A 24,059-nucleotide genomic window follows, 5' to 3' on the forward strand; every position below is an offset into this window, starting at 1 on the left:
CCGCCGACACACCGCCCCACCCACCCCCTTCCGCTCCCAAAAACCTACGTGTCGCACTCCAGAACCGTCCGGCACAACCCACACCGCGCCCGCACCCGCCCCCGCACCGGCACCCGAATCCGCTGCTGACACGTCGGACAGGGAAACGACACCCGCAACGCCCCCCGCCCCTCCGGCGTGAACACATACGGCACACCAGACCCAGGCCCACCAGACCCAGGCACACCAGACCCAGGCACCCCCGCCCCGGGCACCCCCACCGGCGAGGCCGACCGCAGGTCCCGCGCATGGCGCCGGTCCCGCGCGTACCGCCGCCGCCCCGCCCACCCCGCCGCCGTCAGCGGCGGCTGCCGCTCGTCCCGCAGAGCCCGCGCCCGGCCCTCCACGTACGCGGAGTACGCCTGGGGACTGGTGAACCACACCGAAGGATCCTCACCGAACAACTGTGCCCGCTTGGCCAGCACATACCCGAACTCCTCCGGCGTCAGATACCCCAGCTTCTGCGACGACGCGGCATCCTCCCGGTACGCGTCCAGCAACAGCCACCCCGCCCCCAGATACGTCGTCGCCGTGTCCGTGAGAATCTCGTTCTCCCGGGTGCCCGGGAACGACAGCCCGAGCCGGTGCAGGTACACATGCATGACCTCATGGGCGAGAGCCGCGCCGATGTCCCGGCGATGCGTCCGGAACCGGTCGTTCAGCTCGACGAAGTACTCGGGACCCGCCGCCAACTCCACGTTCGCCGCATGGGTCATCTCCCGGAACCCGACGATCACCCGGGCCTCCGGCAGCCGATAGTGCCGCACCAGCTCCCGCGCCACCCGCTGGGCACCCAGATGCAGATCGTCGGTGTCGCAGAACGCCACATCGACCGGGGCCACACTGGTGGCGAAGGTCTGGATCGTGTCGTACGACAGCCGCTTGTACAGGGCGGTGATCGACGCCCGCACGGTGTCCAGGTGCGGGTAGCCGTGCTCGACAGGTCCGCCGTTCGCCACGTCCGCACCCCCAGAGACGCCTCGATACGTTCCACTCTAAGCCGGTGCGGGGCCCACACCCGGGCGTCGTAGGGTGACGACCATGACCACCAGCAACACCAACGAAGAGACCGGCGAGGCGCCCGCCGGTGAGGTCGACGCGGACGTCCGGGCGGAACTCACCCGGCTTCGGGACAGCATCGACAACATCGACGCCGCCGTCGTCCACATGCTCGCCGAACGCTTCAAGTGCACCCAGCGCGTCGGACACCTCAAGGCCGCGCACCAACTGCCCCCCGCCGACCCGGGCCGCGAGGCACAACAGATCAACCGGCTGCGCACACTCGCCGAAAGTGCCAAGCTTGACCCGGCGTTCGCGGAGAAACTCCTCAACTTCATCATCGCCGAGGTCATCCGGCACCACGAACGCATCGCGGACGACGCACTGAACGGCACGACAGGCACGGCCAGCACGACAGGCACGGCGAGCACGGCAGGCACGGCCAGCACGACAGGCACGGCGAGCACAGCACCCGACGCAGGGGAGTGACACCAAGTCCTCCACGGGGCATCCTGCGTGAGCACTCCTTGTCAGGAAACGACCACACGCGGTGAGGATCCATGCCCTCGAAAGCCAAGATCCTCATCGTCGACGACCACGAGGACACGCTGTACGCCCTGGAGAGCGCACTGGCACCCCTGGGCCACCGGCTGACCCGCGCCACCAGCGGCGACGCCGCGCTCAAGGAAGTCCTGCGCGGCCAGGTGGGCCTGCTCCTCCTCGACGTCCGCATGCCCGGCGTCAGCGGCCTCGACGTCGTCCGCTACATGCGCGGCGTCGAACAGACCCAGCACATCCCGGTCATCCTCCTCACCGGCTTCGGCCCCGACGCCGAACTCACCACCTCCGCCTACCGCCTCGGCGTCGCCGACCTCGTCATGAAACCCATCGACCCCTGGGCCCTGCGCACCAAGGTCCGCTACCTGTACGACGCCCACGCCCGCTCCCACGCCCTGGAACGCGAAATCCGCGACCTGCGCGCCCGCCTCAAGGACCACGAGGACCGCGACCACCACGACGACGACGGCCACACCGAACCCCCAGGTACCGCACACGTACCCGCGCAGACCGACCGCTCCGGGCACCGTGCACAGGACGCACAAGGCCGGGCACACGGCGCGTACGACCGGACATAGGTCGCGTACCAGGCCCGCCCCTGTCCCGTGCCACAGCCATCAGGCAGCATGTCCCTCATGTCCGTACTGACGCGCGACGAAGCGCATGCCCGTGCCCGGCTCCTCGAGGTCCACCGCTACGAGATCGCACTCGACCTCACGCGCGGCGACGAGACCTTCGACTCCCGTACCGTCATCCACTTCACCGTACGGGGGAAGAAAAAGGCCGCGGACACCTTCGTCGAGCTCAAGCCCGCCGAACTGCGCTCCGTCACCCTCGACGGAGAACCCCTCGACCCGGGAACCCTCGACGGCAACCGCCTCACCCTCAAGGGCCTCACCGCGGGCACACACGAACTACGCGTCGACGCCGCCATGCGCTACTCCCGCACCGGCGAAGGCATGCACCGCTTCACCGACCCCACCGACGGCGAAACCTACGTCTACACCCAGCTCTTCATGGACGACGTCCAACGCGTCTTCGCCGCCTTCGACCAACCCGACCTCAAAGCCGTCTTCGACCTCACCGTCACCGCCCCCGAAAACTGGACCGTCCTCGCCAACGGCACCACCGAACAACACGAGGACGGCACCTGGCACGCCGCCACCACCCCCCTGATCTCCACCTACCTCGTCGCCGTCGCCGCGGGCCCCTGGCACTCGATCCGCACCGAACACCGAGGCCTCCCCTTCGGCATCCACTGCCGCCGCTCCCTCGGCCCCTACCTCGACACCGACGCCGACGAAATCCTCGACATCACCCGCGCCCTCTACGACCGCTACCACGAGAAATTCGAGGAGCCCTACCCCTTCGACTCCTACGACCAGGCCTTCGTCCCCGAGTTCAACGCCGGCGCCATGGAGAACCCCGGCCTCGTCACCTTCCGCGACGAGTTCGTCTACCGCTCCGCCGTCACCGACACCGAACGCCAGACCCGCGCCATGGTCATCGCCCACGAGATGGCCCACATGTGGTTCGGCGACCTCGTCACCCTCAAGTGGTGGGACGACATCTGGCTCAACGAGTCCTTCGCCGAGTACATGGGCTACCAGACCCTCGTCGAAGCCACCCGCTTCAAGGACACCTGGGTCGACTTCGGCATCGCCCGCAAAGCCTGGGGATACGACGCCGACCAACGCCCCTCCACGCACCCCGTCGCCCCCGAGAACGTCGACGACACCGCCGCCGCCCTCCTCAACTTCGACGGCATCTCCTACGCCAAGGGCGCCTCCGCCCTGCGCCAACTCGTCGCCTGGCTCGGCGAGAAGGACTTCCTCGCCGGCATCAACGCCCACTTCACCCGCCACCGCTTCGGCAACGCCACCCTCGCCGACTTCATCGACAACCTCGCCGGCGCCACCGAACGCGACGTCCACGCATGGGCCGACGCCTGGCTGCGCACCACCGGCGTCGACACCCTCACCCCCAAGGTCACCCGCGGCGCCGACGGCACCCACACCCTCACCGTCGCCCACTCCGGCAGCCGCCCCCACCACATCGCCGTAGGCATCTACGACCAGGACCTCGGCGACGACCAGGGCCACCTCACCCTCCGCGACCGCGTCGCACTCGACATCCCCCAGACCACCGACCAGCCCATCGGCAAACGACCCGCTCTGCTCCTCCTCAACGACGGCGACCTCACCTACGCCAAGGTCCGCTTCGACCCCGACTCCGCCATCGCCGTCACCGGCCACCTCTGCGGCCTCCCCGACCCCCTCACCCGCGCCGTCGTCTGGAACGCCCTCCGCGACGCCGTACGCGACGCCGGCAGCGCCGTCCAGGGGACGACCCCCGAACCCCCGATGCCGCCCACCGCCTACCTGGAGGCCGCCCGCACCCACCTCCCCCGCGAAACCGACCTCGCCATCGTCCAAGGCGTCCTCGCCTTCGCCACCACCCAGATCGCCGACCGCTACCTCACCCCCGAACAGCGCCCCGCCGGCCTCGCCACCCTCACCTCCCTGTGCCGCGACCTCATCCGCCGCACCGAGGACGGCGACAACCCCGGCCTCCGCCTCACCGCCGTACGCCACTTCATCGACGTCGCCGCCCACCCCGAGACCATCGCCGCATGGCTCGCCGAGGGCACGGTGCCGGGCGGCCCCGAACTCGACCCCGAACTGCGCTGGCGCGTCCTCGGCCGGCTCGCCGTCCTCGGCGCGGTCGACGCCGACACGATCACCGGGGAACTGGAGCGGGACCCGAGCGCCAGCGGCCAGGAGGGCGCCGCACGGTGCCGGGCCGCACTGCCCGACCCGGAGGCCAAGCGGGCCGCCTGGGAGGCGATGTTCACCACGGACGATCTCTCCAACTACCTGTTCACCGCGACGGCCCAGGGGTTCTGGCAGCCGGAACAGGCGGAACTCCTCACAGAGTACGTCGAACGGTACTGGGCCGACGCGGTCGCGCTGGCCGCTCGGCGTGGACCGGCGATCGCGGAAGCCGCGGGGCGGTGGGCGTTCCCGGTGTACGCGGTGGACCAGCAGACGCTGGACCTGGGGGAGCGGTGTCTGCGGGACGGCGAGCTGATTCCGGCGCTTCGGCGCAAGCTGGTGGATCAGCTGGACGACCTCGCGCGTGCGCTGCGAGTGCGGGAGGCGTAGGGGTACCTCCAGGTTGCGCCGCGGGGGCCCGGGTGTTCCGCGGGCTTGCGGTTGCAGGTGGCTGGTCGCGCAGTGCCCCGCGCCCCTTCAGGGCGCGGGGCACTACCCTCTTTTGGTGGTAATCAGCCGCCTTTTCAGGCTCGGCACCTGATTGGCGTACAAGATGGGATTCCCCGTGCTCGGAGGAATCCATGACCGCTGCGCCTCTCGCCTCGGGACCCCAAGGTCCCGACGCGCTACGGCCGTTGCTCGACACCGTGCTCGACGTGTTGCGGGAAGGGGCCGAGGCGCGGGGCGGCCCCCTCCCCGCCGGCGGCCCGGAGGCGGTCGCGGCAATGGTGGGGGACGCGCTCGGGGAGCCCTTCCCGGAACAAGGCGACCCGCAGGCCCTGGCGCTCCTGGTCCACACCCTCGCGGCAGGCACCGCCGACCCCGCCGACCCCCTGTGCGCCGCCCACCTCCACACACCACCCCTGGCCGTCGCCGCCGCAGCCGACCTCGCCGCCTCCGTACTCAACCCCTCCCTCGACTCCTGGGACCAGGCCCCCGCCGCCTCCGCCCTCGAAGCGGCGGTGACCCGAGCACTCGCCACGGAAGTCGGCGCGGGCGACGCGCTGGTCACCACCGGCGGCACCGAGTCCAACCAACTCGCCGTGCTGCTGGCCCGGGAGGCCCACCCCGGAACACGACTGGTCTGCGGGGTCAACGCCCATCACTCGCTGCACCGGGCCGCCTGGCTCCTCGGCCTCCCCGAGCCCCTCACGCTCCCCACCCCCGCCGGCACCCTGGACCCCGCCACTCTCGACGACGCCCTCACCCACCTCCCCGGCCCCCTCCTCGTCGCCGCCACCGCCGGCACCACCGACGCCGGCCTCATCGACCCCCTGCCCGACATCGCCGACCTCTGCGAGGCCCACGGCGCCCGACTCCACATCGACGCCGCCTACGGCGGCGGCCTCCTCCTCAGCGAGCGACACCGAACCCGACTCGACGGCCTCACGCGCGCCCACACCATCACCCTGGACCTGCACAAACTGGGCTGGCAGCCGGTCGCCGCCGGACTCCTCGCCGTACGCGACACGGCCGACCTCGCCACACTCGAGCACCAGGCGGACTACCTCAACGCCGACGACGACACCGACGCCGGTTTCCCCGACCTCCTCGGCCGGTCACTGCGCACCACACGACGGGCCGACATCCTCAAGATCGCCGTCACCCTCAAAACCCTCGGCCGCACGGGACTGGGCGCACTCGTCGACCACGTCTGCGACCTCGCCCATGAATTCGCCGCCCTCATCGAGGCACACCCCGGCTTCGAACTCTACGACCGGCCCAGCATCAGCACGGTCCTCTTCCGCCCCTCCGAGGCCACCGACGACACCGTGGCCGCCGTCCGCCGACACCTGCTGCACCACGGCCGGGCCGTCATAGGCCGCGCCGCACTCGACGGCCGCCTCTGGTTCAAAACCACCCTGCTCAACCCACACACCCGGCTGAGCGACCTCACCGCCCTGCTCAAGCTCGTAGACCTCGTAGCACTCTCCGAAGGACACACCCCCACATGAGCGCGCCCCCCGACCACGACCAGCAGGAACCCGAAGCCCCCCGCGACCTCGTCGGCGTGGGCATCGGCCCGGCCAACCTCTCCCTCGCCGCCCTCGCCCACCCCCTCGCCGAACTCGACACGGTCTTCTACGAGCGACGCCCCGGATTCGACTGGCACCCCGGACTCCTCATCGAGGGCGCCACCGTCCAAGTCCCCTTCCTCGCCGACCTGGTGACACTCGCCGACCCCGGCAGCCCCTGGTCGTTCCTCAACTACCTCAGAACCCACGACCGGCTCTTCCCGTTCTACTTCGCCGAGCGATTCCACATCCAGCGCACCGAATACGAGGCCTACTGCCGCTGGGTCGCCGAGAAGCTACCGGCACTGCGCTTCGGCCACCAGGTCGACTCGGTGCGCTGGAACCCCGAACGCAACCTGTTCGAGGTCGACTTCACCCAGCTCGACGACCAAGGAGAAGCCACCGCACTGGGCCGCACCTACACCCGCAACGTCGTTCTCGGAGTCGGCACCGAACCCCATGTGCCCGAGCCGCTGAAGCCACTCGTCGAAGCCCCCGGCGTGCCCGTCATCCACGCCACGGACTACCTCCGCGAACGCGACCGCCTCCTGGCAGCCGAACACGTCACCGTCGTCGGCGCCGGACAGTCCGGCGCCGAGGTCTTCCTCGACCTGCTACGACACCGGCCCGCCGGCCGGGAGAAACTGCACTGGCTCGGCCGCACCGAGGCCTTCGCACCCATGGAGTACTCCAAACTCGGCCTGGAACACTTCACACCGGACTACACCCGCTACTTCCACGCCCTCAACGAACCCACCCGGGACCGACTCGTCGCCGCCCAATGGCAACTCCACAAGGGCATCGGCGCCGACACCATCGCCGCGATCCACGACGAGCTCTACCGCCGAACCCTCGACGGCGGCTGGCCCGACACCGTCCTCACCCCCGGTGTCCACGTCCGCACGGCCGGCCGCCTCGCCACCACCAAAGTCGAACTCCACCTCGAACACAGCGAGCAAGGCACCCGCTCCCGCCTCACCACCGACGCCGTCGTCCTCGCCACCGGCTACCACGAACGCTCCCTGGACCACGTCCTCGCCGGCCTCGACCCGTACATGCGCCGGGACAACCGCGAACGACCCCGCGTCGACGACAAGTTCCGCATGATCCTCGACCCGTCCGTCACCGACTCCGGCTGCCACGTCTACGTCCAGAACGCCGAACTCCACACCCACGGCGTCGGCGCCCCCGACCTCGGCCTCGCCGCCTGGCGCAGCGCCACCATCCTCAACACCCTCACCGGCAAGGAGCCCTACCCGCTCCCCACCCGCACCGCCTTCACCACCTTCGGCCTCGAACCCAGCCCCCAGATCCCGGCCGCCCGACAGGAGAAGACCCCGACCCCGCTGACACCCCTCGTCGACGCCAGGTGAGTGACCACGGCGCCGGCGCTGAACCCAGCGCCGTCGCCGTCGCCCTCACCCTCCCGCGGACCTAGAAGACCGGCGTACCGTTCCGCGTCAGCTTCCAGTCCACCGACGCGAACTCCGCCGGATCGATCGAGCCCTTCGCCTTCACCCACGCGATCATCGTGTTACGGATTTCGTCCGAGTTCGACCACAACAACTGCGCCGCCGCGACGTGCGGGAAGTTGCCACCGCCATTGGCCCGGTAGTTGTTCACCGCGAACACGAACTTCTGGTCGTCCGCCAGCGGCGCACCCTGGAACCGGACGTCCGTGATCCGCGACCCCGCCGGCTTGGCGATGTCGATCTCGTACGACAGACCACTCACCGCGTCGTAGTTGTAGTCCGGCGTGCCGTTCGCGTTCGTCAGCTTCGCCGGATCGACGACGGCGTCCGCCGCCGTCTGCACGAAGTAGTTCGCCGAGTACTCCAGATACGCCTTCATCTGCGCACCCGTCATCAGACGCGCCTCCAACGTGTTCTCGAACACATACAGACCCGCCACATCCCGGATCGTGACGTTCCCCGCCGGAATCACCGCACTGCGGGAGAACGCCGCCGCCTGCGACAGCACCGGCAACGACGCGTACTCGGACGAGGACAGAGCCTGCTTCACCGTGTCGGCCTGGATGTGGTTGATCAGATCGATGATCGCCACATCCTTGTACGGCGCCTCCACCGACGTCATCTCCGCCGCGTTCGTCCCGATGACCTGGTTGACGTACGCCACGACCTTCTCGTGCTCGTCACCCAGCAGCTTCACGATCTTCGGGTCCTCCTCCACCGTGTTGGAGTTGAGAACCTGAGCACCGACCCTCTCGACCTTCCAGCAGCCCTTGCTCCACACCAGCTCGAAGTCGAACAGCGTCAGCCGCTGCCCCCACTTCAGCGGCTCCGACAGCACGACCTGCTTGCCCGTCTCCTTGTTGGTGACGAAGTACTCCGGGATCTCCGTGTGCGCGTGCCCCACCAGGATCGCGTCGATCCCCGGCACCTGCTCGGCCACCAGACCTGCCGCGTTCTCGATGTAGGGCAACTGGTCACCGTACGAGGACGTGCCGGAAGAACCACTGTGCGCCGACACGATGACGACATCCGCCCCCATGGAGCGAAGCTTCGGCACCCACTTCGCCGCCTGCTCCTCCAGCCCCGGGAACGTCATCTTCCCCTGCACGTTCGCCTTGTCCCAGATCGCGATACCCGGGTTGGTCAGCCCGAGGACCGCCACCTTCACATCCCGCCCGAACGGCGTACGCAGCCGGTGCATGCTGTACGGCGGGAAAGCGGGGCGCAACGTCTTCGCGTCCAGCGCGTTGGCACCCAGCAACGGGAAACGACACTGCTCCTGGAACTTCCGCAGCACCGGAATGCCGTAATTGAACTCGTGGTTCCCCAGCGCCGCCGCGTCGTAGTCGATCGCGTTCATCGCCTGCGCCATCGGGTGCACCGGACCACCCTTCGCGGTGATCGGATCCACCTTCGCGTAGTAGTACGACAACTGGGTGCCCTGGATGGTGTCACCGGCGTCGATCAGCAGTGTGTTCCGGCGACCCTTCTCCTCACGGATCCGGTTCACCAGCGTGGAGATCTTCGCGAGACCGACGTCGTTGTGCGCCTTGTCGTCGAACTCCTTGTCCGTGAAGTAGTCCCAGTTGAAGACATTCCCGTGCAGGTCCGTCGTCCCCATCACGGTGAAGCTGTACCGCTTCGGCGCCTTCTTCCCGCCGGTCTTCGCCTCGGCCGCCCGCGCACTCGGGGCCAGAGCCGTACCGGCGACGGCCGCGCCCGCGCCGGTCACGGCTGACTTCTTCAGGAACTTCCGGCGGTTCAGGGGCATATCGGGTACTCCTAGGAGGAACGGTGCGATGAGTGACGCGCGTAGACCGTGAGGTGAACGCGCGTAGATTGTGCCGCGCCCATCGCCCGCGGCAACAGATCCCGCAGGTTTCGATCTGATGACCGGCCCTCCCCCCGGCCCCCCGACACCAGTGACAGAGTCGGACGTATGGCCACCAGCCCCGAGGAAGCCCAGCCCACCGCCGCCCCCTACGGCACCCCCGACGCGCCCCGCATCGCCGTACGCGGCGAAGCCCACCTCGAAGTCGACCCCGAGATAGCCGGCATCCGCGTCACCGTCCTCGCCCGCGGCAAAGACCGGCGCACCGCCCTCGACGACCTCACCCGCCGCAACACCACCGCCCTCGACCTCATCAAGACCTACGGCCAAGCGGTCGAACGACTCGAAACAGGCACCTTCTCCCTCACCCCCGAACTGAAGGAGAAGGGCAGGGGCGAAAGGATCCACGCCTACCACGGCCGCGTCCACATCACCGCCGAGCTGACCGACTTCACCGCACTGGGCGAACTCACCACCCGCCTGGCCGACCTCGACCTCACCAGCGTCGACGGCCCCTGGTGGTCCCTCCGACCCACCTCACCCGCCCACAAACGAGCCAGGCAACAGGCAGTGAAGGACGCCGTACAGCGCGCCCGCGAGTACGCCGAGGCACTCGACACCACACTCGCGGCCCTGGTCGAACTCGCCGACATCGGCGCCGAAGCCCCCCAGCCCGTCCGCCCGGCAGCCCCCGGCGGCGCCCTGCGCGCCCGATCCGCCACGGGAGCCGAGGACGCCGCAGCCCCCCTCGACCTCGAACCCCAACGCCAACGCCTCCACGCCCAGGTCAACGCCCGCTTCACCATGCTGCCGCCACGGCTGTGACCCGCCATCCGGGTGCCCCGTGCCGCGCGCCGGGGCACCCTCCGATCGCCATGACCGGTTGTCAATTACCCTTCACACAAAGGGCGTTGAGTAGTCACGCTTCACCAGATCGCTACCCGCTGGTAAGCCATAGGCTCGCACCATGCGCCGAGCAAAGATCGTCTGCACCCTCGGGCCCGCCACCGACTCCTACGACCAGCTCAAAACCCTGGTCGAAGCCGGAATGGACATCGCCCGCTTCAACCTCAGCCACGGCGACCACGCCGAACACGAGGAGCGGTACCGCCACGTCCGCAAGGCCTCCGACGAGACGGGCCGCGCCGTCGGCATACTCGCCGACCTCCAGGGCCCGAAGATCCGCCTCGGCCGCTTCACCGAAGGACCCGTCCTCCTCGAACGCGACGACACCTTCACCATCAGCGTCGAGGAAGGCGTGGCGGGCGACAGCGAGGGCTGCGGCACGACCTACCGCGGCCTGGCCGCCGACGTCACCCCCGGCGAACGCATCCTCATCGACGACGGCAAGGTGACCCTCCGGGTCACTGCGGTGGACGGCCCCCGCGTCCACACCACGGTCGTCGAAGGCGGAATGGTCTCCGACCACAAGGGCCTCAACCTCCCCGGCGTCGCCGTATCCGTCCCCGCCCTCTCCAAGAAGGACGAGAACGACCTCCGCTGGGCCCTGCGCACCGGCTTCGACATCATCGCCCTGTCGTTCGTCAGATCCGGCCGGGACATCGAGGACGTCCACCGGATCATGGACGAGGAAGGCCGCCGGGTCCCCGTCATCGCCAAGGTGGAGAAACCACAGGCGGTGGACGCCCTCGCCGACATCGTCGACGCCTTCGACGGCATCATGATCGCCCGCGGCGACCTCGGCGTGGAAATGCCCCTCGAACAGGTCCCGATGGTCCAGAAACGCGCCATCAAACTGGCGAAACGCAACGCCAAGCCGGTCATCGTCGCCACCCAGATGCTCGAATCCATGATCAACAACTCCCGCCCCACGCGGGCGGAGGTGAGCGACGTCGCCAACGCGGTGCTCGACGGCACCGACGCGGTGATGCTGTCGGGCGAGACGAGCGTCGGCAAGTACGCGGTCGAGACGGTCCGCACCATGTCCCGCATCGTCGCGGCAGCCGAGGAGGACATGCTCTCCCAGGGCCTCCCGCCCCTCACCGAACACAACAAGCCCCGCACCCAGGGCGGCGCCGTCGCCCGAGCCGCCGCAGAGATCGGCGACTTCCTCGACGCCAGGTTCCTGGTCGCCTTCAGCCAGTCCGGCGACACCGCCCGCCGCCTCTCCCGCTACCGCTCCCCGATCCCCCTCCTCGCCTTCACCCCCGACCCGGCGACCCGCTCGCGGCTGAGCCTGACGTGGGGCGTGGAGACGTTCCTGGGGCCGCGCGTCGACTCGACGGATGCGATGGTCGACCAGGTGGACGAACTGCTGCTCCAGTACGGCCGCTGCAAGAAGGGCGACGTGGTGGTGATCACGGCGGGCTCACCGCCGGGGGTGGCCGGCTCTACGAACCTGGTGCGGGTGCATCACATCGGGGAGGGCGGCGGTCCGAAGGCGTAGGGGTGTCAGTACTTCGGGCCCACGTGGGCGTCCATGAGGGCGACGGAGGCTTTGCGGGCGATGGAGACGTTGCGAGCGTTGGCGAATTTCCATTCGACGCCCAGTCGGTCCAGCGTGTCTGTGAAGAGACGAATGATGTCGGCCGACAAGTTGGTGAAGAAGTAGCGGGGGTATTCGTAGCGCTTGCGCTCGCCGTCGACCAGTCGCGTCGTCCAGTTGGTGATACGGCAGCCGTCGGAGTGGATGAGGCCGCGAACGAACTCCCACGGGTAGGCATCGACGATGGTTCGTTGCCAGCCTTCGAGAGAGATGGCGCGCTCGTGCTTTTTGCCGGGGCCGTGCTGAGGAAAGAGGTTCGGCCAGCGCCGGGAGTAACTGGTGACCATCGTGTAGCCATCCTTCCGGAGCAGATACACACCGATACCTGGGCGCACACTCGTCATTGCCTCGCGGCACTGTTCCATGAGTCCAGGCCAAGCGTTGGCACACGCGATGCGCAGGTAATAGCCGCTGCGCGGGTGGGCGCTGATGCAGCCGTCGCCGAGGTAGAGGCCCAGCAGGTAGGAGTACGCCCGCTCTTCTGCGGGTGGACCTGGGTCTGCCGGTGCCATGCGAGGCAGCGGTTCAAGGCGCCACTGCCAGGAACGGATCGCGGCTCGTGAGATGCCCGTCTCCCGGCTCACCGAGTTGAGGCTGCGCCCCTGGGCAACCAGGGCGAGCGCTCGCTTGCGCGTGCTGATGTCGTACATGCGGCCACTCTGTGCAACTGTTCGTCGCCGCGCACAGCAAAAAGCGGATGTTCACGGGAACGTGGACATCCGCTTCTGGTTGGTGACCTTGGAATCGAAGGAAAAGTGCCCCGGGTCGGACTCGAACCGACACTGTATGGGTTTTGAATCCATTGCCTGCTGCCAATTGGGCTACCGGGGCCCAGTGAATCGAAGGTTTCCCCCGACCCGCTGCCAGACCACCTTACCGCAGCTAGGTACCCTCTTGTCAGCAGTACCCCGCCCCGAACGAGGAGCCCCCGTGACCGCCCCCGAGTCGCCCCAGCCCGTCGCCGACGACGATGACAAGTCGCACGTGCCTCCGCTGACGACCCGTGTCGTCATCGCCGAGGACGAGGCGCTGATCCGCCTCGATCTGAAGGAGATGCTCGAAGAGGAGGGCTATTCCGTCGTGGGCGAGGCCGGTGACGGTGAGCAGGCCGTCGAGCTGGCCCGGGAGCACCAGCCGGACCTTGTGATCCTCGATGTGAAGATGCCGAAGATGGACGGCATCTCGGCGGCCGAGAAGATCGCCGAGGAGCGCATCGCGCCCGTGTTGATGCTGACCGCCTTCTCGCAGCGTGACCTCGTCGAGCGGGCCCGGGACGCCGGTGCGATGGCGTACCTGGTGAAGCCGTTCAGCAAGAGCGATGTCGTGCCGGCGATCGAGATGGCGGTGTCGCGGTTCACGGAGTTGAAGGAGTTGGAGAAGGAGGTCGCGGACCTCACGCTCCGGCTGGAGACCCGCAAGCTGGTGGACCGGGCGAAGTCGATTCTGCAGACGGAGTACGGGTTGACGGAACCGGCGGCGTTCCGGTGGATCCAGAAGACGTCGATGGACCGTCGGATGTCGATGCAGCAGGTGGCGGAAGCCGTTATCCAGGATGCCGACGAGAAGAAGGCCGCCAAGGGCTGAGTGCCCGACCAGTCGTACAGTCGCAGTCGTGCACGACGAGGCCCGCACCCCTTTTCCAACCGGGGTGCGGGCCTCGTCGTACGTGGGCCGGTGGCTAGTCCTCGCCGAGGTACGCCTTGCGGACGGACTCGTCGTGGAGCAGGTCGGAGCCGGTGCCGGAGAGGACGACCTTGCCGATCTCCATGACGTGGCCGTGGTCGGCGAGGGAGAGGGCGGCCTGGGCGTTCTGTTCGACGAGGAGGATCGTCGTGCCCTGGGCCTTCAGCTCGGCGATGGTGGCCATGATCTTCTGCATCATGATCGGGGAGAGGCCCATGGAGGGCTCGTCCAGCATCAGCAGCTTGGGCTGGGACATCAGGGCCCGGCCCATGGCGAGCATCTGCTGTTCACCGCCCGAGAGGGTGCCCGCGGCCTGCTTGCGGCGTTCTCCCAGGATGGGGAAGAGGTCGTAGGCGCGCTGGACGTCCTTCTCGATGCCGGGCTTGTCGTTGCGCAGGAAGGCGCCGAGGTACAGGTTGTCCTCGATGGTCATGCGCGGGAAGATGTGCCGCCCCTCGGGGGAGTGGGCGAGTCCGAGCGCGACGATGTCGTGCGCGGGGACCTTCTTCAGCGACTTGCCGTCGAACTTGATCTGGCCGCCGACCGGCTTGAGGAGGCCGGAGAGGGTGCGCAGGGTGGTGGTCTTGCCGGCGCCGTTGGTGCCGATGAGGGTGACGACCTCGCCGGCGTCGACCTTGAAGGAGATGCCCTTGACGGCTTCGATCTTGCCGTAGGCGACCCGGAGGTCCTCTACTTCGAGCAGTGCGGTCATCGGTCGTTCTCCTTGCCGGGCGCGGTGTCCGTCGAGGACTCGGCGTTCGCTTCGGCGGCCTCGACTTCGGCGACCTCGTCCTTGCCGGGGGCGTCTTCGAAGGGTTCGCCGAGGTAGGCGGCGACGACGCGTTCGTCTCCCTGGACGGTGGCGCTGTCGCCCTCGACGAGTTTCTCGCCCTGGACGAGGACGGCGACGCGGTCGCAGAGGTTGAAGATGAACCGCATGTCGTGCTCGATGACGAGGACGGCGATGCCCTTGTCCCGGATGGCGAAGACCAGTTCTTCCGTGGTCCGCGTCTCCTGGGGGTTCATGCCGGCGGTGGGTTCGTCGAGCAGGAGCAGGCCCGGCTCGCTCGCCAGGGCGCGGGCGATCTCCAGCTTGCGCTGTTCGCCGTAGGGGAGGTTGCGGGCGAGGTGTTCGGCCTTGGCGGCGAGGCCGACGAACTCCAGGAGTTCCATGGCGCGTTCGCGTGAGGCCTTCTCGGCCTTGTGGAAGCCGGGGCCGCGCAGGAGGGCCGACCAGAGGCCTTCCTTGGTGCGGGTGTGGCGTCCCACGAGGACGTTTTCCAGGACCGTCATGTTGGCGAAGAGACGGATGTTCTGGAAGGTGCGGGCGATGCCGGCCGCGGTGACCTTGAAGGACTTGGGCGGCAGGACCTGGCCCTTGTAGCGGACTTCGCCCTCGGTGGGGATGTAGAGCCCGGTGAGGCAGTTGAAGAAGGTCGTCTTGCCGGCGCCGTTGGGGCCGATGAGTCCGACGATCTCGCCGCTGTTGACGGTGAGGTTGACGTTGCGTACGGCGGTGAGGCCGCCGAAGCGCATGGTCACGCCGCGGGCGTCGAGGACGGTCTCGCGGGGTGTGGCCCCGGCTGTGGCGTCCTTGGTGGTGGTGTCGGTGGTCATGGGTCAGGCCCCTGCCTTGCTGAGGACTGTGGGTGCTTCGGCGTCTTCGTGGAATTCGAGCTGGCGGCGCCGGTTGGGGATGAGTCCTTCCGGGCGGAAGCGCATGAGCAGCACGAGGGCGAGGCCGAAGGCGAAGAGCTGGAGGTCGCCGAGGAACTGGAGCTTGGCGGGGATGAGGTAGAGCAGAGCGGCGCCGACGAGGGGGCCGCTGATGGTGCCCATGCCGCCGAGGACGACCGCTGCCAGGAGGAACGCCGAGTTGGGCGGGACCACGTGGGCGAACTGGTACTGCTCGGGGGTCACGGTGTAGGTGACGTGTGCCTGGACGGTGCCGGCGAGGCCGGCGAGTGCGGCGCCGAGGGCGAAGGCGATGAGCTTGACGCGGAAGCCGTTGATGCCCATGGCGAGTGCGGCCGTCTCGTCCTCGCGGATGGCGATCCAGGCGCGGCCGATGCGGGAGTCGCTGCTGCGTCGGAAGACGATCACCACGACGAGGGTGATGAGCAGCATGAGGAAGAAGTAGTTGGCGAAGCGGGCGATGGTGAACCCGGCGATGGTGTGTTCGGCGCCGAAGTCGAAGCCCAGGATGTTGAGGTTGGGGATCGAGGAGATGCCGTTGGAGCCGTTGGTGATGTCGGGTCCGGAGGTGCCGTCCATGTTGAGGACGGCGATGCGGAAGATCTCGCCGAAGCCGAGGGTGACGATGGCGAGGTAGTCGCCGCGCAGTCGGAGGGTGGGGGCGCCGATGATGACGCCGAAGATCATGGCGACGGCGGCGCCGAGGATGGCGGAGGCCCAGAAGGGCAGGTGGATGTCGAAGGGGGAGGAGGGGGAGCCGGAGACCATGGCCGCGGTGTAGGCGCCGACGCCGAGGAAGGCGACGTATCCGAGGTCGAGGAGGCCGGCGAGGCCGACGACGATGTTGAGGCCGAGGGCGACGGTGGCGAAGATCAGGATGTAGACGCCGATGGTCGCGTAGCGGTCGTCGGACTGGGTGAAGGGGAACGCGGCGGCCGCGGCGAACGCGCCGGTCATGGTGACCGTGCGGTGTTTGGCGGTGAGCGTGGAGATCCGGTTCACGAGTCCGGCTTTGGCGATGGCGGCGAAGCCGAAGCCCGCGGTGATGAGGAAGCCGACGAAGAGTTCGTCGTATTCGGTGCCGATGCCGTAGGTGAAGACGGTGAGGCCGACCGCCATGGTGGCGACGATGACCAGGATCTCGGCGTAGGCGGGCAGCTGGCGGGCCGGGGCCGGGGCGGTCGTGTAGAGCGCGGACTTGAGGAGGGAGACGATGTGGCGCTTGATGCGGCCGATGCGCTCCCCGAGGGTCTCGTCGTCGTCGGCGGTCTCGTCGGCGGGTCGTTCGAACGGCAGGGCGAGGGCGCCGAGGAGGGCGACGAGGGTGGCGACGGCGACGACGTAGCCGCCGGGCTCCAGGTTGACCAGGCCGCCGAGCTGGATGCTGATCGCGAGGATCGTGTACCAGGCGGTGGCGAAGGTGCCGAGTGCGGCGAGTTTGATGGCGCTGTCGGCGCCTGCGGGGGTGAGCCAGCGCAGGCCCTTGACGCCGTAGGAGGCGAGGCCGAAGAGGGCGGTGAGGGCGCCGCCGATGAGGACGAGGACCTGGAGGCCGCCGGGGTAGCCGTAGACCGTGAGGTTGCCGGGGAAGGCGGAGGTCCAGGTCCAGGACAGGAAGGTGGAGATGACGGCGAGGACGCCGCCGCCGGTGGCGAGGGCGCGGCCGGTGTTCTCCGGGAGGCCCACGAGACCCCTCGGAGTGGTGTCGTGCTTGGCGGTGGTCGCCGAGGATGCGGTGGTCTGTGTGGTCATCGGTGTCACGCCCTGTCCGCCACGCGCTCTCCGAGCAGGCCCTGGGGCCTGAACAGGAGGACGAGGATGAGGAGTACGAACGCCCAGACGTTGGCCCAGGACTGGCTTCCGAACTGGTCCATGCCGGGGATGTCGGCGATGTAGGCGGTGGAGAGGGCTTCGGCGAGGCCGAGGGCGACGCCGCCGAGCATGGCGCCGTAGATGTTGCCGATTCCGCCGAGGACGGCCGCGGTGAAGGCCTTGAGGCCGAGGATGAAGCCCATGCGGAACTGGACCTGGCCGTACTTGAGGCCGTAGGCGACGGCTCCGACGGCGGCGAAGGCGGCGCCGAGGGCGAAGGCGACCACGATGATGCGGTCGGTGTTGATGCCCATGAGCTTGGCGGTGTCGGGGTCCTGGGCGGTGGCCTGCATGCCGCGGCCGGTGCGGGTCTTCATGACGAAGTAGGCGAGGATCGCCATGCTGATGGGGGCGGCGGCGAGGAGGAAGATGTCGCCGGTCTGGATGGTGACGCCGCCGATTTCGTAGGGTCCGCCGTCGATCTGGGGGAAGTTGACGGATTCCTTGGCGTCGGGGTACCAGGCCCACACTGCCTGCTGGAGGGCCAGGGAGAGGCCGATGGCGGTGATGAGGGGGGCGAGGCGTGGGGCGGTGCGCAGGGGCCGGTAGGCGAGTCTTTCGGCTCCGACTGCGGCGAGTACGGCGACGAGGATGCCGCCGATGAGCATGAGGGGGAGTGCGATCCACAGGGTGGTGCCGTCGGGCAGTACGTACAGGTAGACCGTGATGGCCCCGAAACCGCCCAGCATGAAGATTTCACCGTGGGCGAAGTTGATGAGCTGGACGATGCCATAGACCATCGTGTAGCCGATGGCGACCAGCCCGTACATGGATCCCAGTAGCAGGCCGTTGACCAGCTGCTGCGGCAGTTCGTTCACCGCATGTCCTCCGAGATTCGGATGTTCGACGAATGTGACCGGATGTGAGTCCGCGCGGGGCGCCATTGGTGCAGCGCCCCGCGCGGCTCATGAATGTGCGGGCTGGGTCAGCCGGTGTAGGTGCCGGACTTGACCGCCTTCCACTCGCCGCCGTCGACCTTGTAGACGGTGAGCTGCTTGTTGGTCGTGTCGCCGTACTCGTCGAAGGAGACCTTGCCGGTCACGCCGTCGAAGGAGACGTTCTGCATGGCCTCGGTGATCTTGGCGCGGGCGTCGTCGGGGAGCTTGCCGTCGTTGTCCTCGACGACCTTCTTGACGGCCTCGATGATGGCCCAGGCGGAGTCGTAGGAGTAGCCGCCGTAGGCCGCGTAGGGCTCCTTGTAGCCCTCGGCCTTGTAGTCGGCGACGAAGTCCTTGGCGGAGGGGAGTTCCTCGACCGGGGCGCCGACGGAGGTGGAGAAGTCGCCGGTGGCGGCGGCGCCGCCGAGGTCCATGTAGGCCGGGTTGTTGATGCCGTCGCCGCCGGCGACGGGGATGTTGGCGCCGGCGGCCTTGATCTGCTTGGTCAGGGGGCCGGCCTGCGGGTACTCACCGCCGTAGTAGACGACGTCGGCGCCGGAGGACTTGACCTTGGTGGCGACCGCGGAGAAGTCCTTGGTCTCGGGGTCGATGTGCTCGGTGCCGACGACCTCGCCGCCGAGCTTCTCGAACTCCTTGGTGAAGGTGGCGGCCAGGCCGGCGCCGTAGGTCTTCTTGTCGTCGATGACGAAGACCTTCTTCTTCTTGGCGTCGTTGAAGAGGTACTGCGCGGCGAACGGGCCCTGGATGGCGTCCGTGGTCGCGGTGCGGAAGTACGACTTGTACGGGCGGACCTTCTCGGTCTCCCACTTGGGGCCCTGGGTGAGGGTCGGGCCGGTGTTGGCGGGGGAGACCTCGACGAGCTTGGCGTCGTCGAAGACCTTCTGCATCGACTCGGCGACGCCGGAGTTCAGCGGGCCCACGACACCGAGGACGTCCTTGTTGGCAACGAAGGTGGCGGCGTTCTGCTGGCCGGAGGAGGGCTGCGCCTGGTCGTCGAGGGCTTCGATCTTGAAGGATATGCCCTCGACGTACTTCTCCTTGGTGGCGATCTTGGCGGCGAGGTCGGCGGAGTTTTTGATGCCGAGACCCATCGCGGAGAGGTCACCGGTCAGCGGGGCGTCGACGCCGATGACGACAGTGGTGCCACCTTCGGCTTCCGAGCCGCCGTTGCCCTCGTCGCGCGAACCGCAGGCGGTGAGAGTGAGTGCTCCCGCCGCCAGCGCGGCGGTGATGGCGATGAGCGAACGTTGACGCACGATCAGTCCTTTCCCTGGCACGGCCCTTCCTGTTTGGAAGCGGCCGAGTCGAGCGCTGGGCCGAAGCGTGGCTTCGATTCCGGTGGCGCGGTGACTGGCGGTGACTCTAAGCGGGTGTGGGGAATGTCGAGGAGAGTCTGGCCAAGGCTGTGACGCTCTTGTTATGACACGAGGTAATGCAGAGCGGTACTCAGTGGGTGGATCTGCGGAATTCGGGCGGATTCGCCCTGTCCGCATGGTGAGAACGTGCAGGGTTGACGCGGGTAGGTTCAGGAGCGTTCAGGCTTTTGGTGATGACGGGAATTTGTTGCGACAGGCGGTCCGGAGGGCGTCGGAGAGGTCCTGTGCGTAGCGTTCGCCGAGGATGAAACTATGCGCTTTCATTGCGTGTTTATTACGTAGAGTTACAACCAGGAAAGGCATCCGGACGCTCTGCGGCGCTTTTCCGCAGGCCCTGACGCGCATGGTGATGACGATCGGACGCCGCCCGCCCGGCTCGATCGGGAACGGAGTGGGCGGCTCCGTGTCCAGTGCGAGCCCGGCGCAGGGCTGGGACATCCGTCCGAGCCCGGCGGCAGGGCTGGGACATCCGTCCGGCGGTGACCGGGGGGCCGTGGCGCAGATTCAGGGCCACCTCGAAGCCGAAGCTCCCGGGCGGCGCCCCGTCGGCCCGGGTGGCGTACGGACAGGCGCGCTCCGTGTCCCGCGCGCGCGTGCCTTCTCCGGGCTCCACGGGACCGACCCCGCTCACCGCCAGGGCCTCTCGCCCGGACCGCCCGCGCGGTACCACTCCTGGCAGCCCGTGCGTGCCCGCCGGTCGATCAGCCGCTCCGCCGCCGCCCGGCCCGCACGCTCGCGTTCGGTCCGGGCCGCGTCCACGACCTCGCGCAGGATGTCGTACTGCCCGTTCGACAACCCCATCGCCTGGTAGTCCCCGTAGGTGTCCCCGTCCAGCGTCTCCCGCGACCAGTACGCCACGAGCTTCGTGCACAGTTCCTCGGGCGGGGTGGCCGACGGCGACGCTGAGGCGCTGCTCCGGGCGTCCGCGGCTCCGCCGCCCGGGGCATCCCGGGCATCCCGTGATCGGCCCGTCGCGCCCGACGCCGTGCACGCGGCGACCAGGGCGCCGGTCAGCAGCGCCGACGTGAGTACGGCCCACGGTCTGAGGGCTCCTCCCGTTGTCATGTCCCGACGCTAGGGCCTGTCCGGCGTGGGGGACCAGAGGGGAGAGGTCTTCGCCTCCGGTTGCTCCCCGTACGCCCGCAGCGGCCCGCGGTCCGTACGCTCTACTCCGCCGTCCGCGCCTGCTCACCCTGGACCGGCGCGTCGCGCAGCAGACAGGTCAACCGTGCCGTGCACACCCGCTTGCCCGCTTCGTCGCTGATGACGATCTCGTACGTCGCGGTCGAGCGCCCCCGGTGCAGCGGGCTGGCGACACCGGTCACCAGCCCGGACCGCACGCCCCGGTGGTGGGTGCAGTTCAGGTCCACGCCCACGGCGATCTTGGAGCTGCCCGCGTGCAGCATGGAGCCGACCGAGCCCAGCGTCTCCGCCAGCACGGCGGACGCGCCGCCGTGCAGCAGCCCGTACGGCTGGGTGTTGCCCTCCACCGGCATGACGCCGACGACACGGTCCGCCGAGGCCTCCACTATCCGCACGCCCATACGAGTGCCCAGGTGGCCCGCCGAGAACATGGCGACCAGGTCGATGCCCAGGGCCGCGAACTCGTTGATGATCTCTTGCGGAAACGTCACGTGGTGGTGCTCGCCCATCGGGGCTCCGTTCGTCGTCGATCGCGCTGCGCCGCCGACGGTGGTACGCCGGCCTGGCTGAGCAAACGCTCAGTCGGTCGACGATTGTTCCAGACGGACCACGACGGACTTACTGGCCGGGGTGTTGCTGGTGTCGGCGGTGGAGTCCAGCGGCACCAGGACGTTGGTCTCGGGGTAGTAGGCGGCGGCACAGCCGCGGGCCGTCGGATAGTGCACGACCCGGAAGCCGGGCGCGCGCCGCTCGACACCGTCCTTCCACTCGCCGACGAGGTCCACGTAGGAGCCGTCGGCGATCTTCAGCCGTGCCGCGTCCTCGGGGTTGACCAGGACGACCCGGCGGCCGTTCTTGATGCCCCGGTAGCGGTCGTCCAGGCCGTAGATCGTGGTGTTGTACTGGTCGTGCGAGCGCAGCGTCTGCAGCAGCAGGCGGCCCTCCGGCAGCGTCGGGTACTCCACCGGCGCGGCGGTGAAGTTGGCCTTGCCGGTGGCCGTGGGGAAGCGGCGCTCGTCGCGCGGGGCGTGCGGGAGGGCGAAGCCGCTCGGGTCGGCCACGCGGGCGTTGAAGTTCTCGAAACCGGGGACCACGCGCGCGATGCGGTCGCGGATCGTCGCGTAGTCCTTCTCGAACTCCTCCCATGGCGTACGGCTGTCCTCACCGAGCACCCGGCGGGCGAGCCGGCACACGATGGCCGGCTCGGACAGCAGTTGTCCGCTCGCGGGTTCGAGGCGCCCGCGTGAGGCGTGCACCATGCCCATCGAGTCCTCGACGGTCACGAACTGCTCGCCGCTGCCCTGGAGGTCACGTTCGGTGCGGCCCAGGGTGGGCAGGATCAGCGCCCGCGCGCCCGTGACCGCGTGCGAGCGGTTCAGCTTCGTCGACACGTGGACGGTCAGCCGGGCCCGGCGCATCGCCGCCTCCGTCACCTCGGTGTCGGGGGACGCCGAGACGAAGTTGCCGCCCATCGCGAAGAACACCGTCGCCTTGTCGTCGCGCATGGCCTTGATGGCGCGCACGACGTCGTAGCCGTGCTCCCGGGGCGGCGCGAAGCCGAACTCCTTCTCCAGGGCGTCCAGGAACGCCGGGGCGGGCCGCTCGAAGATGCCCATCGTGCGGTCGCCCTGCACGTTGGAGTGACCGCGCACCGGGCACACGCCGGCGCCCGGGCGGCCGATGTTGCCGCGCAGCAGCAGGAAGTTGACCACCTCGCGGATGGTCGGCACGGAGTGCTTGTGCTGGGTGAGGCCCATGGCCCAGCAGACGATGGTCCGCTTCGAGGCGAGGACCATGCGCAGGGCTTCCCGTATCTGGTCCCGGGTGAGTCCGGTCGCGGTGAGTGTCTCGTCCCAGTCGGCGGCGCGGGCGGCCTCGGCGAACTCCTCGTACCCGTGGGTGTGCTCCCGGACGAACTCCTCGTCGACCGCGCCCTCCGTCTCCAGGATCAGCTTGTTGAGGAGGCGGAAGAGGGCCTGGTCGCCGCCGATGCGGATCTGCAGGAACAGATCGGTGAGGGCGGCGCCCTTGAGCATGCCCTGCGGGGTCTGCGGGTTCTTGAACCGCTCCAGGCCGGCCTCGGGCAGCGGATTAACGGTGATGATCTTCGCGCCGCCCGCCTTCGCCTTCTCCAGCGCGGAGAGCATGCGCGGATGGTTCGTCCCCGGATTCTGCCCGGCGACGATGATCAGATCGGCCTTGTACAGGTCCTCCAGCAGGACGCTGCCCTTGCCGATGCCGATCGTCTCGGAGAGTGCTGAGCCCGACGACTCGTGGCACATGTTGGAACAGTCCGGCAGGTTGTTCGTACCGAACTCGCGGGCGAAGAGCTGGTACAGGAACGCGGCCTCGTTGCTCGTGCGGCCGGAGGTGTAGAAGAGAGCCTCGTCGGGCGAGCCGAGCGCCTTCAGCTCCTCGGCGACGATGTCGAAGGCCCGGTCCCAGGACACCGGCTCGTACCGGTCGCCGCCCTCGGGCAGATACACGGGGTGGGTGAGCCGTCCCTGCTGTCCGAGCCAGTACCCACTGCGCGTGGCCAGATCCGCCACCGTGTGGGCGGCGAAGAACTCCGGGGTGACCCGGCGCAGCGTCGCCTCCTCGGCGACCGCCTTCGCGCCGTTCTCGCAGAACTCCGCGGCGTGCCGGTGATCAGGCTCCGGCCAGGCACAGCCCGGGCAGTCGAACCCGTCCTTCTGATTGACCCGCAACAACGTCAGCGCGGTCCTCTTCACACCCATCTGCTGCTGCGCGACCCGCAGTGTGTGTCCGATCGCCGGCAGCCCAGCCGCCGCGTGCTTCGGCCCCGCGACCTGCGGCGCGTCCTGAACCGGATCATCCTTGGGCGCCTTGCCGGCCATCGCTGCTCCCCATTCACGTACCTGTATTCACGTACCTGTGCGTTCGGGCGTGAGGCTACGACTCCGATCCTCGCACGCCACACCGACACCGAACGAGCCCGGGCGGCGGTGCGACGGGGGCGGAGGGCGAGGGCGCGCCACGCCCCCGCCCCTGGCGGCAGGGGCGGGGGCCCCTACCGGTAGGGGCCCCCGGCCCCGAGGGTTCGCTCGCGGTTTGCCTGTGGCGGCGGGGGCGGCTTCGCCGCGGCCCGCCCCAGGTGGTCGCCGCGACGGCGATCGACCACGGTGGTGGTGGCGGTGCCGAAACCGGCCTCGGGCGGTGCCCGGTCGGTGCTCGAC

Annotated in this window: 19 protein-coding genes and 1 tRNA gene; 8 read left to right on the top strand and 12 right to left on the bottom strand. The window is 68.8% G+C overall.

Translation table 11 applies throughout. The features are described 5' to 3' along the window. Positions 1-44: 44 nt before the first annotated feature. Positions 45-998 (bottom strand): hypothetical protein, encoded by a 954-nt coding sequence (locus tag ACFY9I_RS35485; protein WP_391009414.1) that lies wholly within the window; start codon positions 996-998, stop codon positions 45-47. Positions 999-1,080: 82 nt separating this feature from the next. Here ACFY9I_RS35485 and ACFY9I_RS35490 point away from each other — a divergent pair, with 82 nt between their 5' ends. The 5 genes from ACFY9I_RS35490 (at position 1,081) to ACFY9I_RS35510 (ending at position 7,758) form a co-directional block, all read left to right on the top strand. Further along, complete coding sequence (locus ACFY9I_RS35490; protein ID WP_391009417.1) at positions 1,081-1,527, top strand: chorismate mutase; 447 nt, start codon at positions 1,081-1,083, stop codon at positions 1,525-1,527. Between the two features lie 71 nt (positions 1,528-1,598). Then, positions 1,599-2,174: a response regulator gene (locus tag ACFY9I_RS35495; protein WP_391009420.1), complete on the top strand. Its 576-nt coding sequence runs from the start codon at positions 1,599-1,601 to the stop codon at positions 2,172-2,174. Between the two features lie 48 nt (positions 2,175-2,222). After that, positions 2,223-4,760: an aminopeptidase N gene (gene pepN, locus ACFY9I_RS35500; protein WP_391009423.1), complete on the top strand. Its 2,538-nt coding sequence runs from the start codon at positions 2,223-2,225 to the stop codon at positions 4,758-4,760. A 191-nt stretch (positions 4,761-4,951) separates the two neighbouring features. Further along, complete coding sequence (locus tag ACFY9I_RS35505; protein ID WP_391009426.1) at positions 4,952-6,325, top strand: aminotransferase class V-fold PLP-dependent enzyme; 1,374 nt, start codon at positions 4,952-4,954, stop codon at positions 6,323-6,325. Beyond that, complete coding sequence (locus tag ACFY9I_RS35510; RefSeq protein ID WP_391009429.1) at positions 6,322-7,758, top strand: SidA/IucD/PvdA family monooxygenase; 1,437 nt, start codon at positions 6,322-6,324, stop codon at positions 7,756-7,758. Before ACFY9I_RS35505 ends, ACFY9I_RS35510 begins: the two co-directional genes overlap by 4 nt. A 61-nt stretch (positions 7,759-7,819) precedes the next feature. Here ACFY9I_RS35510 and ACFY9I_RS35515 read toward each other — a convergent pair whose 3' ends face one another. Continuing rightward, positions 7,820-9,628: a 5'-nucleotidase C-terminal domain-containing protein gene (locus ACFY9I_RS35515; RefSeq protein WP_391009432.1), complete on the bottom strand. Its 1,809-nt coding sequence runs from the start codon at positions 9,626-9,628 to the stop codon at positions 7,820-7,822. 168 nt (positions 9,629-9,796) lie between these two features. Between ACFY9I_RS35515 and ACFY9I_RS35520 the strand changes: the two genes are divergently transcribed. Both ACFY9I_RS35520 and pyk read left to right on the top strand, forming a co-directional pair. Continuing rightward, a complete protein-coding gene (locus ACFY9I_RS35520) occupies positions 9,797-10,513 on the top strand; it encodes an SIMPL domain-containing protein (protein WP_391009435.1) in 717 nt (238 codons plus the stop codon). A 142-nt stretch (positions 10,514-10,655) separates the two neighbouring features. Beyond that, entirely contained in the window at positions 10,656-12,095 is a 1,440-nt protein-coding gene (pyk, locus tag ACFY9I_RS35525) for a pyruvate kinase (protein WP_391009438.1), read from the top strand. A 5-nt stretch (positions 12,096-12,100) separates the two neighbouring features. On the opposite strand, the gene ACFY9I_RS35530 is transcribed toward pyk, so the two are convergent. Further along, the gene (locus ACFY9I_RS35530; RefSeq protein WP_391009441.1) at positions 12,101-12,844 is read right to left on the bottom strand and encodes a helix-turn-helix domain-containing protein; all 744 of its coding nucleotides are present in this window, start codon (positions 12,842-12,844) and stop codon (positions 12,101-12,103) included. Between the two features lie 106 nt (positions 12,845-12,950). Beyond that, a tRNA-Leu gene (locus tag ACFY9I_RS35535) sits at positions 12,951-13,025 on the bottom strand. Between the two features lie 99 nt (positions 13,026-13,124). Between ACFY9I_RS35535 and ACFY9I_RS35540 the strand changes: the two genes are divergently transcribed. After that, positions 13,125-13,778 carry a response regulator gene (locus ACFY9I_RS35540; RefSeq protein WP_391009443.1) on the top strand — a complete coding sequence of 218 codons (654 nt, stop codon included), beginning with the start codon at positions 13,125-13,127 and terminating at the stop codon, positions 13,776-13,778. Between the two features lie 94 nt (positions 13,779-13,872). On the opposite strand, the gene ACFY9I_RS35545 is transcribed toward ACFY9I_RS35540, so the two are convergent. From ACFY9I_RS35545 to ACFY9I_RS35580, 8 genes are all read right to left on the bottom strand, one after another. Continuing rightward, a complete protein-coding gene (locus ACFY9I_RS35545) occupies positions 13,873-14,589 on the bottom strand; it encodes an ATP-binding cassette domain-containing protein (protein WP_391009445.1) in 717 nt (238 codons plus the stop codon). Continuing rightward, positions 14,586-15,494, bottom strand: coding sequence for an ATP-binding cassette domain-containing protein (locus ACFY9I_RS35550; RefSeq protein WP_391009448.1), 909 nt, complete (start codon positions 15,492-15,494; stop codon positions 14,586-14,588). Before ACFY9I_RS35550 ends, ACFY9I_RS35545 begins: the two co-directional genes overlap by 4 nt. A 3-nt stretch (positions 15,495-15,497) precedes the next feature. Further along, positions 15,498-17,324 carry a branched-chain amino acid ABC transporter permease gene (locus ACFY9I_RS35555; protein WP_391009451.1) on the bottom strand — a complete coding sequence of 609 codons (1,827 nt, stop codon included), beginning with the start codon at positions 17,322-17,324 and terminating at the stop codon, positions 15,498-15,500. 5 nt (positions 17,325-17,329) lie between these two features. Further along, entirely contained in the window at positions 17,330-18,262 is a 933-nt protein-coding gene (locus ACFY9I_RS35560; protein ID WP_391009454.1) for a branched-chain amino acid ABC transporter permease, read from the bottom strand. 107 nt (positions 18,263-18,369) lie between these two features. After that, positions 18,370-19,599: an ABC transporter substrate-binding protein gene (locus ACFY9I_RS35565; RefSeq protein ID WP_391009457.1), complete on the bottom strand. Its 1,230-nt coding sequence runs from the start codon at positions 19,597-19,599 to the stop codon at positions 18,370-18,372. Between the two features lie 747 nt (positions 19,600-20,346). Then, positions 20,347-20,784 carry a hypothetical protein gene (locus tag ACFY9I_RS35570; protein WP_391009460.1) on the bottom strand — a complete coding sequence of 146 codons (438 nt, stop codon included), beginning with the start codon at positions 20,782-20,784 and terminating at the stop codon, positions 20,347-20,349. Between the two features lie 101 nt (positions 20,785-20,885). Beyond that, positions 20,886-21,371, bottom strand: coding sequence for a hotdog fold thioesterase (locus ACFY9I_RS35575; protein ID WP_391009462.1), 486 nt, complete (start codon positions 21,369-21,371; stop codon positions 20,886-20,888). Positions 21,372-21,440: 69 nt separating this feature from the next. Then, complete coding sequence (locus ACFY9I_RS35580; protein ID WP_391009465.1) at positions 21,441-23,720, bottom strand: FdhF/YdeP family oxidoreductase; 2,280 nt, start codon at positions 23,718-23,720, stop codon at positions 21,441-21,443. Positions 23,721-24,059 lie beyond the last annotated feature (339 nt).

The organism is Streptomyces sp. NPDC012510 (assembly GCF_042955065.1).
Lineage (GTDB): Bacteria > Actinomycetota > Actinomycetes > Streptomycetales > Streptomycetaceae > Streptomyces.